Genomic DNA, 15,283 nt, shown 5'->3' on the forward strand with positions numbered 1-15,283 from the left:
TCCGGCCACTGGCGTATGCGGGGTGCTATCGGGTTGCTCGCGCGGCGCGGGCGGGGCGCGCGGCTGTGGTGGTCGGCGGACCGGCACGGATGGTGGGTGCGGGGCGCGGTCGTGAGGTGGGGACCGTTCCGGTGGCGTGCTGCCAGCGGGTGCGGACGGCGCCGATGTCGGCGAGGGAGCGGCGGGCGCCGACGACGAGCTGGAACGGGGTGTTCGCCGGGTCGCCGGCGTACGCCTCGATACGCCGGCCGGTGTGCTCGGCGGTGGCCAGGAGGGAACGCTGCAGGGCCCGCTCGCCCCAGTGCTCCACGGACCCGGCCGGTTCGGCCAGCAGGCGGAGCACCTCGCCCGGTTCACTTCCGTCGTCCAGCAGACCGCGCTGCTGGGCTTCCCACAGAACGGTGACGGGGTCGACGGGCTCGCGGCGGCGAGCGAGGGCGGTCAGGCACTGCCACAGTCCGGCGTGCAGCGGCCGGTTGAAGTCCTCGGGGAGCAGCCACCGGACGGACTCGATATCTGCGGGGTGCGCGGTGGCGGTCGCGAGCAGCAGCTGCTCCTCCTCGACCGCCTCGGTGTAGTCGGGCGCGATAGCCAGCGGCGGTGCCGTGGTGCGGGGCAGGACGCCGGCGCGCGGAGGGAAGCGGCTCGCGATGTCGTCCACGACCGCGGCGAGCGCGTCGGCCTCGGCGAGCACCGTCTGGACGGGGTGCGGGAAGGAGACATCGTGGACGGTCTGGACGAGGCGTTCCGCGGCGGCCTCCAGACGGCGGCGGGCGTGTTCGGCCTCGACCATGCGCGCGTAGGCCGGCGCGTGGCGGGGCCAGGGGCAGATCTGGATGAGGGTGTGCAGGTATGAGACGGACAGTCCGCGCGCCTGCTCGCGGCCGGCGGCGAGCACCTGGTTGAGCCACTTGGTGTTCTTCGCGTGCTCGGCCGGATCGGGCCGGGGCAGGGCGCTGATCGCGGCGAACAGGGCGGCGTGCATGGCGTTGGAGAACGAGTCGGCGGTAATCCCGGTCACGCTGCCGAGCCGATGCGGGTCGAGGAGGAGGGCACCGAGGAGGGCCTGCTCGGCGTAGCGCACGGGCTGCGGCGGATGTGTGTCGGGCAGGTCGTCGAGGTCGTCTTTGTTCGGTTCGGGGCTGTGGGGCATCAGGCAGCCAAGGTGAAGTCGTCGGGGTCGAGGGTGACGCCGAGGTGCGGGGCGAGGAGATGGCCAGCGAGCAACGGTGGGACCGCGTTGCCGATTTGGCCGAAGACCTGGCCTTTGTTGCCGGCCCAGGGGTAGTCGGCGGGGAAGGTCTGCAGGAGGCCCGCCTCGCGGGCGGTGATCCGGATCGGCTCCGGCACGGTGGGGGTCTCCGTGTTCGGTGTCGGCGCAGCGGCTGGTTCCGCGACCCACGTGCACTCGTTCGCGCGGTGTCCGAAGAACAGCGTTCCCGCCGGCTCCTCGATGGACCGGATGGTGGCGTTGGCCTGGTTGTTGCTGCGCAGCGACCAAGACCAACGGTGGGCCTCGGCGGTGAACGTCGGCGCCGGAGCGTTGGCGGCACGGTTCTCACGGGTGCCGTGTCGCGCCGCCCACCCTGCGCCTTCGCGGCGGGACTGCAGAACCACTCCGTTCGGCCGGGGCATCCAGGTGCCGCGCTCCCGGGCATCGGACAGCGTCTTTCGGGAGCCCGAAGGGAAAGGCTCGGGCCCGCCGCCGGGCCCGCCCCCGGCGCAAACGGTGGGGACGGGCCGGTCGGTCGCGCCCCACCCGAGCGCCTCGGCCATGCTCACCCAGCGGGCGCGGCCCGGACCGAACAGTGATTCGGGCTCGGCGACTTGTGAGTGCGTCGGCGTTGGAGGCTGTGCCGTACGGACCCGGGAGGCGAGCAGAATCGCCCGCCTTCGCGTCTGCGGAACGCCGAAATCGGCGGCGTTGAGGATCCCGTACCAGACCGAGAACCCCCAGCCGCGCAGGACGGCCGCGTACTGGCGCCACAGCGGCAGCACGTCGGGGACCTCCTCCATGGCCACCCATTCCGGTTCGCCGACCGTGTTGAGGGCGTGCAGGTAGCGCATCGGCTCGGCCGCGAGCAGGGAGCGCTCGTCGCGGCAGGCGGCCAGGAGTTGCGTGCGGGTGTCGCGGCCGGTGGCGAGGTCGGCGACCGCCTGGTGGACCAGGGGTTGGTCCACCAGGCCGAGGCGCTTGCCGGCCATGGACCATGCCTGGCAGGGAGGGCTCGCGATGAGCCCGGCGGTTTTTCCGAGGAAGGGCCACACGGGATACAGCGCCACGTCGGTGCGAATGGTCAACTGTCCTGCTGCCGCGCGGGTTTTGCAGGCCCATTCGTCCCATTCCAGGCCCACGTCCTGTACGCCGAGGACGTTAAGTGAGTGGCTCCATCCCCCCGGTCCTGCAAACAGGTCCAGGATGGTCAAGAGGTCAGTCCGAAGTCGTCCTGTACTGGCTCGACTTCACTGCGGCAGGCCCACGGGGAACAGCCGTCGATGACGCCCTGCTCCAGCTCCTGAAGGTCCGGTCCGCTCTCGGTGAGTTCTTGCTGCATCGCCGCCCATTCGGCGGCGGTGACGTGATCGATCGGGGCTTCGCTGAGAGGGACGCGGGAGCGGTGGAGAAACGCCTCGCCGAGCAGACGGTTGCCGGTGGCGTTGGCGCGGGCGTTTCCCTTGCGGATGGCCGCGTCGAACTCCACTACGTCCTCCCATTCCGCCGGGGAGTTGTCGCGGATGTTGCGCCATTGGGCGTTTCCGTGGAACGGGCATCCGAGGCAGCTCGATTTCGGGGTGTCGGCCAGACCGAGCGACGTCAGGTAGCGGATGCAGTCGGACCGTGACCAGCCCATGTCGATGAGCGGGTGCCGGTTGCGCATATATTTGACGTCGGCGTCCTTGGCCCGGTGGAATTCGTCGGTGGAGATGCCGACCCACTGCTCGACGAAGACGCCCTTTGGGATGCGTATCGGATAGGGGTAGCCGAGTATTTCGCGAACCTTTTTCTTGATCGGCTTTATTTTATATTCCCCGGTGCATTGCCGCCTGGTCATGCCCGGCTTTCCGTCCTTGTTCAGGACGTAGAGTGGCATTGACGCAAATCTGTGGTCGGGGTCCAGGGCATCCTTGCGTATGTTTCCGGACGATACGCGGAGGATTGGTATGCCTGCGGGTCTAGCTATTTCTCGCTCCAGTCGGTCGAGGTGGGAATAAACGGCTCTTGGTTCCCAGCCCGTGTCGGCGAAAATTGCGTAGTCGACCTTCGGGAGTATGCCTTGTGCGGAGAGGGCGAGCATGGCGCTGGACTGGATACCGGCACCTAGTGAAATTGCTCGGAAGGCAGGGAGTTCGGAAATGATCGGTCCTGGGGGTGAGGAGGGTGGGGGCCCGGTTCGGCGGCGAGGCGGGCGATGCGGTCGCTGATGAGCGCGGGGTGGCGGATGGGCAGCGCGTGCGTGGTGCGGGGGAGGATCTCCAGGCGGGCGGCAGGGAGTTGGGCGGCCAGCTGCTTGGTGTGGGCGGCGGGGATGTGCCGGTCGTCCGCGCCGGCCATCAGCAGCAGCCGGTCGCCGAACTGGTTGAGCACGGTGGCGTCGCGCGGCTGGTAGCCACGCAGGCACTGCCACAGGTCGGCGAGATCGCGGGTGTGGGTGTGGCGGATACCGTGGCGGCACGGCGGTGGCCCGTCGGCCGGCCGCTCAGGGTGGGGCGCAAGGCTGTAGGGGTGTGTGGTGGGCAGCCGGTGCCGCAGCCGGTCCACGGCCTGGGGAGCGTGGGTGCAGGTCAGGGCGAACAGGCTGCGTCCGGTGGCCAGAAGCAGGGCACGCGGGCTGCGGCCGGGCAGCACGCTCGCCCCGCGTGCGGTGGCCGACAGCAGCACCATGCCCCGTACGCGGGCCCGGTGTTGGGGGTGCAGGGCGGCGAGTTCCTGCAGGATGAGGGCGCCCAGGGAATGGCCGGCGAGCACGAGCGGCCCGTCGGGGACGAGGTGGGTCAGGATCTGGTGCAGGTCGTCGGCGAGCTGCCGGATCGTCAGCGGTGCCTGGCCGCGCGGGGTGTGACCGTGCGCGCGCTGGTCGTAGCGCACGACGGTCAGGCCCATGCTGGTCAGGTGCCGGGCGTGGACACGCCACAGGTCCGCGGTGACGGACGCACCGTGCACCAGCACGACCGTCGCGCCGCCGGGACGCGGGCGCACCGGAGTGTCGCGGTAGGCGGACAGACGAGTGCCGTCTGCGGCGGAGACCGACAACACCTCAGTGGCAGAAGGTGGGTTGCGCACAGGTAGGACTCCCAAACGGGGATCAGTAGGGGGCTGCCGTTCGTCGTTCGCGCCGGGGCGGTGGAACCGCCCGTCCGGCACCGGACTGCGCTTGCCGCCGTACTGGGTTGGGCGGCGGGGAGGCGGCCACGAGAGGGCCGGCCAGTCAGCCCGTACAGCTGCGGCCTTCGGTGGCTGTGTCGGGCTGGATCCCGGCGGCGGACATGTTCAGCGGCGCGGGCCCGGCGTGACGGCGGGGGCAGCAACGGCGGGCGGCCGTGTCGTGGTCGACCAGCGAGGAACGCTGACGGTCGCCAGTGCAGGACCGCGAGCCGCCCGGGCACGGGCGAGGTCCCGCGGCGTGGGCGCCGCCGTGGCCTGGGGTGCCGCAGGGGCGTCCGGCTTCAGCGGGCGCAGGTGGGCGTGGCACTCGCGCGGCACGCAGGCGCGTTCACGGGAGACCGGCGCCGGATCGGCGAGGGCCGTGGCGAAGGCCGCGACCAGGTGGGCGGGGGTGGCGCTGTGGAAGTCGGCCTCCCACAGCGCCCGCCGCGCCTCGGGGGCGGCACCGGGGCGGGATGGCGCCGGTGGGATGTCCTGCCAGGTCGCGATGCCGAGGTCGATGCGCACGCTGACGCCGTCGGCGTAGAGGTGGGCCTCGGCGCGGACAGCAGCGCTGAGGGCATCGCGCTCACCGAGTCGGGATGGCAGCGCGTACTGCCGCTGGGCCACCGCTGGTACGAAGCCGTACTGGACGAGGACGGCGCTGGCCTGGCCCGTGGCCGCGGTCGCGGTGACCGCGTGGTCGGTGAAGCGGATGGTCACGTCGGGCTGGGCATCCGGGCTTGTGCTGTGCTGGCGCGTGGTCCAGGCCAGGTCGACGAGGTCCAGGGTGTGGGCCATGAGCCCGTAGGCCGCGACACCGGCGCGCTCGTGCGCGTCCTCGGCGGTCTCGGGCGGCAGGAGGTAGAGGGTGCGGCCCTGGTGCTCGCGGGCGGTGAATCCCGCGCCGGTCAGGATGCGGGCGGCGTTGGGGAGAGGGCGGTTGAGGACGACGAAGGTCCATCCGTCGCCGGTCGAGCCGATGAAGATGTCGTGGTGGTCGGTGAGAGCCATATTGCTCCGGAGAGTTGGGGACGGTGAGCGCGATCCGGGGGTGTGTCGCAGTCCGGTCAGGCTGCCGTGCCGTAGTCGCCCTGGTGGGGTGCGTGCTTGGCTATGGCGCGGGCGGTGATGGCCTTCGACGCGCGGGCGGAGGCGGCGGACAGTTCGTCGGCGCCGGGCTCCAGGTACCAGGGACGCAGGTCGAGCATCGCGGCGCGCATGCCGGTGGCGAAGCACAGCGCGGTGCCCTTGGGCAGGGCCCGGATCGCGTCGGGGGGCAGGATTCGCTCCTGCCGCATAGACACGGAGGTCGACTTGCCGGACTCCGAGTGGGAGGTCGAGGTGGTCTCGACATCGTGGTCGCCGATCAGGCGGCTGAGCTTGTCGGCGAAGTCGGGGTCGTCGATACCGGAGCCGATGACCTTCACGGTCGAGGCGGACCACATGGCGTCCATGCCGGCGTCGCCCCAGACCTTCTGGCCCTGGCGGTAGGACTGCAGGATCGTGATCGGGATGATCCCGCGCGACCCGAGGTGGGAGTACAGATCCGGCAAGTCGCTGATCTTGCACACGTTGGCGGCCTCGTCGAGGATCGCCAGCATGGGCGGGTCGAGGCGTCCGCCGGCGCGTTCGGCCTGGGCGGTCGCGGCGCGCATCACCGAGTCCGCGCACGCCGCGATCAGCGCGGAGGCGCCGCCGCCTCCGTCTTTGCTGAGCAGGAAGAGCGTGTCGGTGGAGGTGACGAACTGCGCCGGCTGGAATTCGGGGACGTCCTTCTGCGGCGTCACCCAGGCCGCGATCTCGGAGTTGAGCAGTGCGGCGGCGTACTGGCGGGCGGTCTCGTAGATGCCGTCGCGGGTCTCGGGCGGCCCCTCGACGGTGCCCTTCAACTGCGCAGCGACGGCGGCGAAACCGTGATCACGGAGGATGTCGAGCGGGGTCCGGTCGGCAGGGAAGGCGAGCCACTGCAGGATGTCGGTGATCGGCCGCTCGTCGAGAGCCGCGGCCAGGAGCAGCTGGGACAGGATGTTGCTGCCGGCCTTGGACCAGAAGTCGCCCTGCTGGGACGCATCCACGCTCGCGGCGAGGAAGTGCCCCGCCAGCCGGTTCGCCCCGTCCAGGGTGGTCGCGCCGGCCAGGGGGTTCCACCACATCTCGCGGGCAGCGTGGGCGATCTGCTGCGGGTCCATGGTCCACACCTGTCCCGCCTTCGCCCGCGCTTCGTAGGCCGTGGTGAAGGCATCGCCGGCGGCCTTGTTGCTGGTGAGCAGCACCGGGCCGGGGGCGTGCAGGATGGAGGGGATCGCGAGCGAGGTCGTCTTGCCGGACCGGGGTGCCATGATCGCGACGGCGACGTCCTCGAACCCCATGCGCACCTCGTGCCTGGTGCCCTGCAGGTTGCCCAGGAGGATGCCGGTGTCGTTCGCGTCGATGTTCTTGGCGTCCTTCAGACTCGGCCGCAGGGAGCGGGCCTTGTCGGTGATCGCCCTGGCCATCAGAGGCTCGATGTCCCGGGCCTTGGCCATGTCTGTGATCTTCTTTTTCCGGCCGCCGCTGCGGCTCTTGTGCCGGGCCCATACGACGCCGACCGCCGCGCCGAGGGCGAGGAGCAGAAGGACGGGCACGATGCGGGCGCCGATCAGCAGGGACGTTTCTCCCGCACCGGGCCAGACCTGCTCGGGGTGGAGCAGGGCGGCGGTCGGCTGGTACGGCGCCCAGTCGGCTCCGGTGAGGTAGGCGGTGATGTTGCCCGATAGCCAGGCGAGGTGGGCGAGGGGGACGACGATCGCGAGTACGCCGAGGAGGAGGCGCAGAACGAGGTCGTACCCGTCGGTGGAACTGTTCGAGGAGGAGGAAGAGGGCAAGGGCTACGTGCTTCCGGGCGGGGACGGGGGATCAGCGACTGCGGCCGTTCTTGACCGGCGCAGGCGCCGAGGGCATCGGTTTGGTCGGCGGGGCGGTCTGCCGGGCAGCGAGGGTGTGGACGCGTTCTTCCAGCGCCCCGGCGACGAGTACGGCGAGCACGTCTGTGGTCCGGCGGGTGACGACATTCGGGTCATGGGTCGGCAGACTGCGCACGCTGTCGGTGCGTGCTACGGGGGCCGGATCGGCGAGCGCGGCGGTGAACGCGGTGACCAGGCGCGCGGGAGTGTGCTCGCCGAAGCGGGCCTGCCACACCTTCTGATGCAGGCCGAGCGTGACGGTGACGAACCAGGCCCCCGGATCATCCGGCGTTCCCAGGCGCTCGACGTACGCCGCCTTGTCGGGCGATACGAGGCCGTCGTCGCCGTACGGTGACCAACCGATCTGCCGGAGCGGTTCGTACGGGTCGGACGGCGCGCTCACTGCTGAGGCGGAGTCGGTGAGGGTGTCGGTGACGGCGGCGATGAGTTCGACGGGCGTGCGGGCGCCGAAGCTCGCGTACCAGGCGGGCCGGTCCGGCTCCGCAGCGTGGCTCACGGTCCACCACTGTCCGTCAAGGTCGGGCTCCAGGCGCAGGAGGGCCTTCTGGTCGGGGCTGGCGAGCAGGACGCGCGGCATCAGGGGGTCGTTGCCGTGACTCCAGCCGCAGGCACGGTGGAGGGGGACGGTGATCCATGCGGGATCACCGCCGCCCGCGAGGTGACGACGTGCGATGAAGTCGACCTCGACGGTCTCGGGAGCCGGGGGCATGCTCACTTCCGTGCCGCAATCCGCCGGACGGGGGCGGGGACCGGTATGGGGGCCAGAGGCGAACGGGCCTTGCGAGCAGCGGAGTTGATCTCCCGGAGCGCCTTGCCGTGAGTGGCCCAGTCATCGAGGTAGCTCCACGATTCGGCGTGATGCTCGGCGAGGGCGTCGTCGAAGTCGGCGGTGCCGGGCTTGGCGCTGGCGGGAAGGGCGTCTCGGGTCTCCAGCCACTGCTCGTGCAGTTCGTCGAGCCGGTCGAGGGCGTCGCGCAGGACGCCCAACTGGTAGACCCAGCGGCTCTGCACCGTGTTCTCCGGCAGCAGGGCCAGCTGTGTCTCGGCGGTGGCCAGCAGGTGACGGGCGCCGTAGCGGAGCGGCTCGAACGCCGTGAGGGTGTCGGCGTCGCGCTGGCTCGCGCGCATGCCGTAGGCGTGGTCGTCGTAAGGCCAGCCGTCGAGGTCGGTGTGCTCGTCGGAGTAGGCGTCCCAGGCGTCGAGGATCTTCTTGCTGTCGCTCAGATAGTCGTCGAGGTGGCGCAGGAAGTCGCGGTGTGCGTGGTGGTCGAAGGAGATGGGGAGGAGTCCTGTCGGTTCAGCGGCGAGCGGCCGACTGCGCGGTGCTGGCGTTCGCCCGGGTCGTCGCGGGTTTCGTCTGCTGACGGCGGGCGGAGCGTGCCTGCGCGCCGAGGGACTTGAGGCGCGCGGCGTGGGCGTCGACCACCTGCTGTGGGCGCAGTGGGCTGGGCTCCTGCACAGCGCTGTAATGGCCGGTGCGGTCATACATGCCGCGCTGGAGGGGGCTACGGTCGGCCAGCGCCGTGAGGAACGATCCGACCAGGTGGGCGGGGGTGCGTTCGTCGAAGTAGGCGTGCCAGATGCGAGGGCCGTGGAACTCTCCGTGGCCGGGCTCACGGGTCTCGACGTGCCAGGACGGCCGGTCGCGGAATTCGCTCAGCGGGCGCAGCTCGATGTGGCACATGGAGTCCGGCGAGTACGCCGTGCCGTCTGAGTCGCGGTGCCACCCCGCCGCAGTCACCGCCTGCCACGGGTCCGGCTGCTGTGGCGGCGGGACGACGAGGGTGTCCGTGAAGCAGGCGAGGACCTCGGCGGGCACGAGTTCGCCGAACTCGGCGTACCAGCCGGGCCCGGTGTCGTTGGGCTCCGCCCGCAGCCGCCACCACGCGGAGGTGGCGGACTGCGGGTCGAACTGGAGGCGGTGGCGCAGGTCGGGGCTGCGCAGGACGATCTCGGCACTCAGGGGGTCAGAGACGGCGCTCCATCCGGCGGCGGCCAGACCGTGGGTGACGTGGCGGGCGTCTCCGGGGCCGGCGAGGTGGCGGGGGCTGGTGTCGAACGGGATGCGCCCGGCGTGCTTGTCTGCGTACGCGGCGAGCTGCCGTTCGCTCAGCGGCACCAGCAGCACCCCGGCTCGCTCGTGCCGGCGCTGCCGTACAGGTCGCGGAGGTCGTCCAGGACGTAGTGGAGGGTGTGCTGGTCGGTCTGCTCCCACGCGGCCGTGCGCAACTCGGTGATCAGAAGGTCGACCTGCGCGGTGCGCGGGACGTCCGTGTGGTTCTGAAGGGCACGGGCGAGGGCGCGCAGCGTGTCGGCGAGTTGGACGGGCAGGCCCGTGTACTCGTCGAGGAGAGGCTCGACGAGGGCGAGGGCCTCCACGGGGTCGGGGTTCTCGCGCAGGTAGTCGGTGAGGTCCGACAGCGTTTCGGTCAGTGTGTGGATGGTGTCCGGGGTGAGTGCGGGCATCGGGCTCCTTGGGACGGGGCATCGGGTCAGCGGCGGGTCCGGGCGCCGTCGGCCGGGGTGTAGGGACGGGCGGTGGTGCGTGGCCGGGTGCTTCGGGCGCTGTTGCGGGCCCAGGTGGCGGCGCGGGCGGCCGTGATCCGGGCCTGCTGCCACGCACCGAGCTGGGAGGGCTTGACGGAGACTGACCAGGTACGGATCTGCGCGCTGTGCGGTACGCGTCCGCGCGGGCGCATCACGGGATCGGGGCTGGCGAGTTCGGTCGAGAAGGCTTGCACCAGGTGCATCGGGGTGTTGGGCGTGAAGTTGGCCGTCCACCCGTTTCCCTGCTTGTCCTTCGCTCCGGTCCACCACATCGCCATACCGTCGGGGCTGTGGTGGTATTGCATCCACGTGGTGCCGTCGGGGCTGGTCGCGGTGTAGTGCTCGCCCTCGAAACGCGTGTGCCAGTTCTGCTCCTGCAACGGTGCCCAGACGTTGGGAGCGTGGGCGGAGCGGGGGCGGGTGAGGGCGTCGGTCAGACCGGCGACGATCTCCACCGGGGTCTGCCGGCCCAGGTGCGCCGACCACTCGCCCTTGGGGCCGTCCGCTCTGCCGTGGATGGTCCACCCGCCGGGAAGGACGTAGGGGTCGTAGGCGACACGGACGGTGCGGTCGGGGCTCTCCATGAGCAGGGGGCCGTTCGTCTTGGACTTGTCCCGCCATCCCGAGGCGCGCAGGAACGCCGCGACGTGGCGGACGTCGCCGCCGCCGGCGAGGGTCCGGGGCTGGACAAGGTAGTGCTGCTCGGCCTGTTCGCTTGGCCCCCAGCCCTGCCATTGCTTCTTCTTCACCGGTGCCGCCGGATGACGAGCGGTGCGGGTGCCGGGGGCTTCGCCGCGGTGGTGGCGGGCTGGGTGCCGACGTGCTGCAGGGTGTCCTTGTGTTCGTCCAGGTCGAGGGTGATGTCGTGCAGTTCGTTCGAGGCGCGGCCCAGAGCGAGCCATACCTCCGCGGGGAGGGCGCCTCGTTCGGCCTGGTCCTTGGCGAACACGCTGCCGGTGGCGACGAGGTGGGCGACGCCGCCGAGGACTCCGGCGTCCGGATCGAGAACTCGGGCGATGACCTGCGCGGCCTGGGGAGGGGGAAGCTGAGAGAGGTGATCGGCGAGCTGGCCGAGCTGGCGGGTGATCTCGTCGGCCAGTCGCACCGGGTAGGGGGCGGGGTGGGACATGCTCCTCCGGGTCAGGGGGTCGGTCAGTGGTGGTGGCGGTGGCCGGCGCGCTGGATCTCGGCGAGGACGGCCTCCGGGCGGGTGCCGGCCAGCGGGGAAGCGCGGTTCGGGCCGGTCGGGATGCAGGCGCGCAGATAGCGGCGGAACAGCGCGGTCGCGAGTCGGGGTTTGAGCCGGTTGCTGATCGGCGGGGGTGTGCGGGCTGCTACGGGTTTCTCCGGGATTGAGTGGTGCGGTGGGCGGCCCCGGAGAGTGCCGGGGCCGCCCGGGCGGTCTTACGGGGTGCGCCGGGCCGGTGCGGGGTGCGAGGGGGAGCTGGCCGGCGGCGGATGCTGCGTGGAGGGACGGGCTGCACGGGTGCGGGCCTCGTGCACGGCTTGCCGGTAGGCGGCTTCGTCGAAGACGTCGGGCGTGCAGTTGACCTCACGTGCGCGGCCTGGCTCAGGGAGCTGGCGGTGTCCCCGAGCCGTGCGAGGGGTTCGGGTTCCTCGCCGGGGAAGTCCCCTGGAGGTCACTGGTGGCGCTCCAGGCCCGGACGACCACTTCCCTGGTGAGGGGCAGCAGCCCGTTGACTGGGGTGGCGATCTCGGTCAGCACCTCGGCAGCCTCACTGCTGGTCTTGGCCGCAGAGGCCCGTTCGGCGAGATGGGCGAGGTAGCGCAGGGCCGCGTCACGTTCGCCGTCCGGTGTGGCCAGCATGTTCAGGGCCGGGTCGAGGTGGACGCTGTGACCGGCGGCGAGCAGGGCGTGCGAGGCGGTGGTCGCCTTCAGCCGCTGCTGCTCGACGGGCAGGCCGTGGGGAAGCCGGTGGTAATCACCGCGCGGCCCGGCAGCGGAGAGGAAGCCGCCGGTTCGCTGAGAGATGTCCGCCGCCTTCTCGGTGCCGCCGATGGCGACGACGAGGCTGCTGCGGGGATCCTTGGTGATGGTGATGTACTCCAGCACCCAGAACTCGGGCTCCGTTCGCTTCATCGAGCCCTGGTGGCCGACGCACGACTGCTGGCCGGAGAGGCCGGCATGGGGGCTGGGGCGGAGGTGGGCGCGGTCCGGCCTGCGGGGTGCTGGAGGGCGGTGCCGATGTCGAGCGCGTCCAGCTGCGGGCCGATCTCGCGCAGTGCGCGCGCCTGCGCCCTGGTGTCGTCACCGCCGAGGCGGTAGATGCCGCTCTGGGGGTCCTGGACGAAGCCGTGGGCGACGAGGATCGCGCCGGCACGGTCGTCGACGGGTGCGGTGGCGACGCTGCCGTCCTGCTGCCAGGTCAGGACGACCCGGTCGGCCTGGGAGGGCTGGATGCCGCCCAGGGCGTTGTGCCGGACCTGGGCGAGCGCGCTGTCGTAGCGGGCGAGCAGGTCGCCGGCGACCTGCTCGGCGCCCAGAAACGGATCGTCGGCCAGGGCGATGCCGTTGGGCTCGGGGACGGCGCGGTACGCCTCGTCGGGCAGGGCGAGAGGGGCGACGGCGGCGATGAGGAAGCCGTCGCGTGCGTCGTGCCGGTCCAGGAGGACGAGCTGGGCGCCGTCGGGGCGGCTCAGGACGGCTGCCTGATGAAGCGGGCGCTCGGCGAGGGACGCGGCGACCAGGTCCAGGTCCCAGATGCGGTCGGCCAGTTCGGCGAGGTCGTCCTTGGCTTCCGGCGGGAGGTGAGTGTTGGTCCAGGTGTCGGGGAGTTCGCCGATGAGGACGTCGGCGTACGAGGCGAGGCGCTCGGAGGTGTCGTGGTTGTGCATGGTGTCCTTGGGCGAGGTGGGGGTCAGCGGCGCAGTCCGGCGGCTACCGGTGGCGGCGGGGCCGGGAGCGTGCGCGGCGGGGGCGGGCAGGCGCACACGGCGGAGCGTTCGCGTTCGGTGGTGGGGACCTTCGCGGTGCAGGTGCTGCGGCTGGGGTGCTGGGCGTGCCGGTCGGCGAGGGCGTTGCGGGTGTGGGCGAGGTCGGTGCGGATGATGTGGAGGTGCTCGTCGGCGAGGTAGCGCAGTCGCCGGGCGGTGTAGGGGTCGGCAGCCTGGCCGAGACCGTCGTGGAAGTCGGCGGTGGCGGTGAGCACTTCCTCCAGCGCGGCGAGGATGCCGTCGTGGGCGGCGGTCAGCTCGGTCAGCGCGTCGGCAGCCTCGTCCGTGGTGGTGGCGTCGCGAAGGCGCTCGGCGAGGTGGGCGACGGAGAAGCCCAGCGGCAGGTAACTGGACGGCCGGGCGTCAGTGTCGAAGTCCGGGGCGCAGTCAACGTGGTATCCGGCGGCCCGGAGGCGGGCGACGGCGTCGGTGGCAAGACAGGAGTCGTCATCTTCGGCGAGGCCGGTGGGAGCGCGATGGTAGGTCTCGTGGAGACGGACGACGGCGATGAAACCCGCGCGCTGGAGGATGCTGTGTGCCTCGGAGTCCCCGCCGCGGGCGAGGAGTTCGTCGGAGTGCGGGTCGTGGCGGATGTCCAGGAATCGGTCGGCAAGGGGCAAAGAGACGTTTCTCCTACGGCGATCGGTGGGCGGTGCGCCGGGCGGCGGGCGGTACGGCCGCGACCCGAGGCTGGACCAGGTGGGCTGCGGCGCTGTCCAGGTCCTGCTGGATGGCATGGAGGCGGCGGGCGATCAGCTCCAGGCGGTGCGCCGTTTCGGTGCCGACCGCGCCGGGCTGGCGGGCGATCCGGTGCGCGGTGTGCTCGACGAGTCCGCGGACCGTGGCCAGCGGACCGACCTGCTCGTCGGCAAGCTGCGTGAGGACGCTCGCGAGCTGGGCCGATGCTGTGGGCGCCGTGCGGATTGCGGGCCGCGCCGCGGGGCCGGAGCGGATGGGGATCAGGTGGAGGTCTTGCTCGATGCGGCGTGCCTCGTCCGCAAGGCGCCGCAGGATGTCGGCGGGCGGAGCGTGCCCTGCCCCGTCGAGGTGGATCAGGTTGGCGATCACATCGATGCGTCCGGACTGGGCCTGAACGGCAATCCACCGGCAGCCGTCCTCCTTGCCGGGAATCTCGATGCCGGCGGCCCGCGCTAGCCGGTGGGCGATTTCAGCCCACTCGGGTCCGGTCAGCTCCCGGTCGTCCGGATGAAGCCGGACGTCGATGTGGAGGATCGGCCTTCGGTCGCCGTCCGGGCTGACCGCGAACGGATGCTCCAGGTAAGGATCTTCGAGGTGCTCGGCCCACTCGACGGAAGTCCAGGTCCTCTGCTCGTCGTCCGGGGCGAAGTAATCCAGGCCCGGCCAGTGAGCGACGACCGTGTACTCCGTCAGGCCCTCATTCGGCGAGATGAGCCGCCCCAGCGCTTCGGCGAGCGGGTCGTGCGGCGTGTGGGTCCGCTCGTTGAGGCGGGGGATCATCGGCCGCCCCGGATGTCGGCGATGTGCACGAGTTGGTTGAGGGCGGTGGTGGTGTACCAGCCGCAGTCGATCAGCTCGTCACGGCCCGCATACCGCGGCAGGAGCGCGTCTTCCATGGCCCGCAGGTAGATCAGGCAGTCCGGGCAGCGGCGCGAGAGGTGCACGAGGTAGCGGGGGTGGCCGGTGACGTAGGTCTGGGCTCCGCCGGTCGCATCACGCAGCCGCCAGCCGTCCTCGTCGGTCGGGGTGTGCCAGGACGGGGCAACGACGCGCATCGCGTCGCCCCACAGTTCCCCGCCGGCCACCCCTTTCAGGACGACGACGGTGTCGCCGGCTTGGAAGTGCTGGTGCGTGATGTCCCGGGCGGGGGTGAGCGGGTCGGGCGTCGGCGCGAACGCCGAAGTGGGCGGGGGCTGGGACATGAGTTCCTTCCAACGCAATCGGTGGCGGCGGTGGGAGGAACAATGGTCCGGAGGAACGCCGGTTTGGCTAACCGGCGTTTCCCGGCTATGTTCCCCTGCCGTCAACGGAACGGGTTCTCCGTACCGCGGTCGTTCTCGCTTGCAGCGTTGAGGAGTTCGAGCAGGTCAGTGCCCTCGGCGTCGCGCTGGTCGATCCACCATCCGGCGGCGGTGGTGGAGCGGGCCTTCTCCTCCAACTCCGCCCAGTCCGCCTCGTCCCAGGTCCCTTCCACGACCAGCGCGGTGTGTGCGGCCGTCATCAGCTGGTGGCGGGAGCGCTCGCCCCACTCCAGGGCCTTGGCCGGGCCTTCCATCTGCGGCATGTCGAACTGCTTCGCCCACGCGACGGCAGCCTCCTGCTCGGCGGCGCGCTTGGCCGCGAGCCATTCTTCCTTGGATTCGGTGTCGGCGTCGCGGGCGGCCTTCCAGCAGTCGGTGCAGTCGCGGCCTTCGAGCCAGCGGGCGAATCCGGCGCGCCGGTCGGCAGGTCGGTCGGACAGGTTGTGTGCCAC

General features: G+C 71.4%; 18 protein-coding genes. All 18 read right to left on the reverse strand.

The genetic code is table 11. The features are described from left to right. Positions 1 to 25: 25 nt before the first annotated feature. A complete protein-coding gene (locus ABT300_RS02795; protein WP_351671127.1) occupies positions 26 to 1,153 on the reverse strand; it encodes a DnaB-like helicase N-terminal domain-containing protein in 1,128 nt (375 codons plus the stop codon). Continuing rightward, positions 1,153 to 2,427 (reverse strand): DNA cytosine methyltransferase, encoded by a 1,275-nt coding sequence (locus ABT300_RS02800; protein ID WP_351671129.1) that lies wholly within the window; start codon positions 2,425 to 2,427, stop codon positions 1,153 to 1,155. The genes ABT300_RS02795 and ABT300_RS02800 overlap by 1 nt, the downstream gene beginning before the upstream one ends. After that, positions 2,424 to 3,296, reverse strand: a complete 873-nt coding sequence (locus ABT300_RS02805) for an adenine nucleotide alpha hydrolase family protein (RefSeq protein ID WP_351671131.1) — start codon at positions 3,294 to 3,296, stop codon at positions 2,424 to 2,426. Before ABT300_RS02805 ends, ABT300_RS02800 begins: the two co-directional genes overlap by 4 nt. Before the next feature lie 23 nt (positions 3,297 to 3,319). Next, on the reverse strand, positions 3,320 to 4,255 hold the full coding sequence (locus ABT300_RS02810; protein ID WP_351671133.1) for an alpha/beta fold hydrolase: 936 nt from the start codon (positions 4,253 to 4,255) through the stop codon (positions 3,320 to 3,322). Positions 4,256 to 4,489: 234 nt separating this feature from the next. After that, the gene (locus ABT300_RS02815; protein ID WP_351671135.1) at positions 4,490 to 5,377 is read right to left on the reverse strand and encodes an SPDY domain-containing protein; all 888 of its coding nucleotides are present in this window, start codon (positions 5,375 to 5,377) and stop codon (positions 4,490 to 4,492) included. Positions 5,378 to 5,433: 56 nt separating this feature from the next. Continuing rightward, the gene (locus ABT300_RS02820; protein ID WP_351671137.1) at positions 5,434 to 7,230 is read right to left on the reverse strand and encodes a type IV secretory system conjugative DNA transfer family protein; all 1,797 of its coding nucleotides are present in this window, start codon (positions 7,228 to 7,230) and stop codon (positions 5,434 to 5,436) included. Positions 7,231 to 7,261: 31 nt separating this feature from the next. Further along, entirely contained in the window at positions 7,262 to 8,038 is a 777-nt protein-coding gene (locus ABT300_RS02825) for an SPDY domain-containing protein (protein ID WP_351671139.1), read from the reverse strand. A gap of 2 nt (positions 8,039 to 8,040) precedes the next feature. After that, complete coding sequence (locus ABT300_RS02830; protein WP_351671141.1) at positions 8,041 to 8,457, reverse strand: hypothetical protein; 417 nt, start codon at positions 8,455 to 8,457, stop codon at positions 8,041 to 8,043. 169 nt (positions 8,458 to 8,626) lie between these two features. Next, the gene (locus tag ABT300_RS02835; protein ID WP_351671325.1) at positions 8,627 to 9,448 is read right to left on the reverse strand and encodes an SPDY domain-containing protein; all 822 of its coding nucleotides are present in this window, start codon (positions 9,446 to 9,448) and stop codon (positions 8,627 to 8,629) included. Next, on the reverse strand, positions 9,439 to 9,795 hold the full coding sequence (locus ABT300_RS02840) for a hypothetical protein (protein WP_351671143.1): 357 nt from the start codon (positions 9,793 to 9,795) through the stop codon (positions 9,439 to 9,441). Before ABT300_RS02840 ends, ABT300_RS02835 begins: the two co-directional genes overlap by 10 nt. Positions 9,796 to 9,821: 26 nt before the next feature. Then, positions 9,822 to 10,625, reverse strand: a complete 804-nt coding sequence (locus ABT300_RS02845; RefSeq protein ID WP_351671145.1) for an SPDY domain-containing protein — start codon at positions 10,623 to 10,625, stop codon at positions 9,822 to 9,824. Further along, a complete protein-coding gene (locus ABT300_RS02850; protein ID WP_351671148.1) occupies positions 10,622 to 11,005 on the reverse strand; it encodes a hypothetical protein in 384 nt (127 codons plus the stop codon). The genes ABT300_RS02845 and ABT300_RS02850 overlap by 4 nt, the downstream gene beginning before the upstream one ends. 441 nt (positions 11,006 to 11,446) lie before the next feature. Beyond that, positions 11,447 to 11,977 carry a hypothetical protein gene (locus ABT300_RS02855; protein ID WP_351671151.1) on the reverse strand — a complete coding sequence of 177 codons (531 nt, stop codon included), beginning with the start codon at positions 11,975 to 11,977 and terminating at the stop codon, positions 11,447 to 11,449. Beyond that, positions 11,974 to 12,732, reverse strand: coding sequence for a hypothetical protein (locus ABT300_RS02860; RefSeq protein ID WP_351671154.1), 759 nt, complete (start codon positions 12,730 to 12,732; stop codon positions 11,974 to 11,976). The genes ABT300_RS02855 and ABT300_RS02860 overlap by 4 nt, the downstream gene beginning before the upstream one ends. A gap of 23 nt (positions 12,733 to 12,755) precedes the next feature. Continuing rightward, on the reverse strand, positions 12,756 to 13,451 hold the full coding sequence (locus tag ABT300_RS02865) for a hypothetical protein (RefSeq protein ID WP_351671157.1): 696 nt from the start codon (positions 13,449 to 13,451) through the stop codon (positions 12,756 to 12,758). Between the two features lie 13 nt (positions 13,452 to 13,464). Beyond that, entirely contained in the window at positions 13,465 to 14,310 is an 846-nt protein-coding gene (locus ABT300_RS02870; RefSeq protein ID WP_351671160.1) for a relaxase/mobilization nuclease, read from the reverse strand. Next, complete coding sequence (locus ABT300_RS02875; protein WP_351671163.1) at positions 14,307 to 14,732, reverse strand: hypothetical protein; 426 nt, start codon at positions 14,730 to 14,732, stop codon at positions 14,307 to 14,309. Before ABT300_RS02875 ends, ABT300_RS02870 begins: the two co-directional genes overlap by 4 nt. A gap of 101 nt (positions 14,733 to 14,833) precedes the next feature. Then, positions 14,834 to 15,283 (reverse strand): hypothetical protein, encoded by a 450-nt coding sequence (locus ABT300_RS02880; protein WP_351671166.1) that lies wholly within the window; start codon positions 15,281 to 15,283, stop codon positions 14,834 to 14,836.

This window comes from Streptomyces sp. NPDC001027 (assembly GCF_040299045.1).
GTDB lineage: Bacteria > Actinomycetota > Actinomycetes > Streptomycetales > Streptomycetaceae > Streptomyces.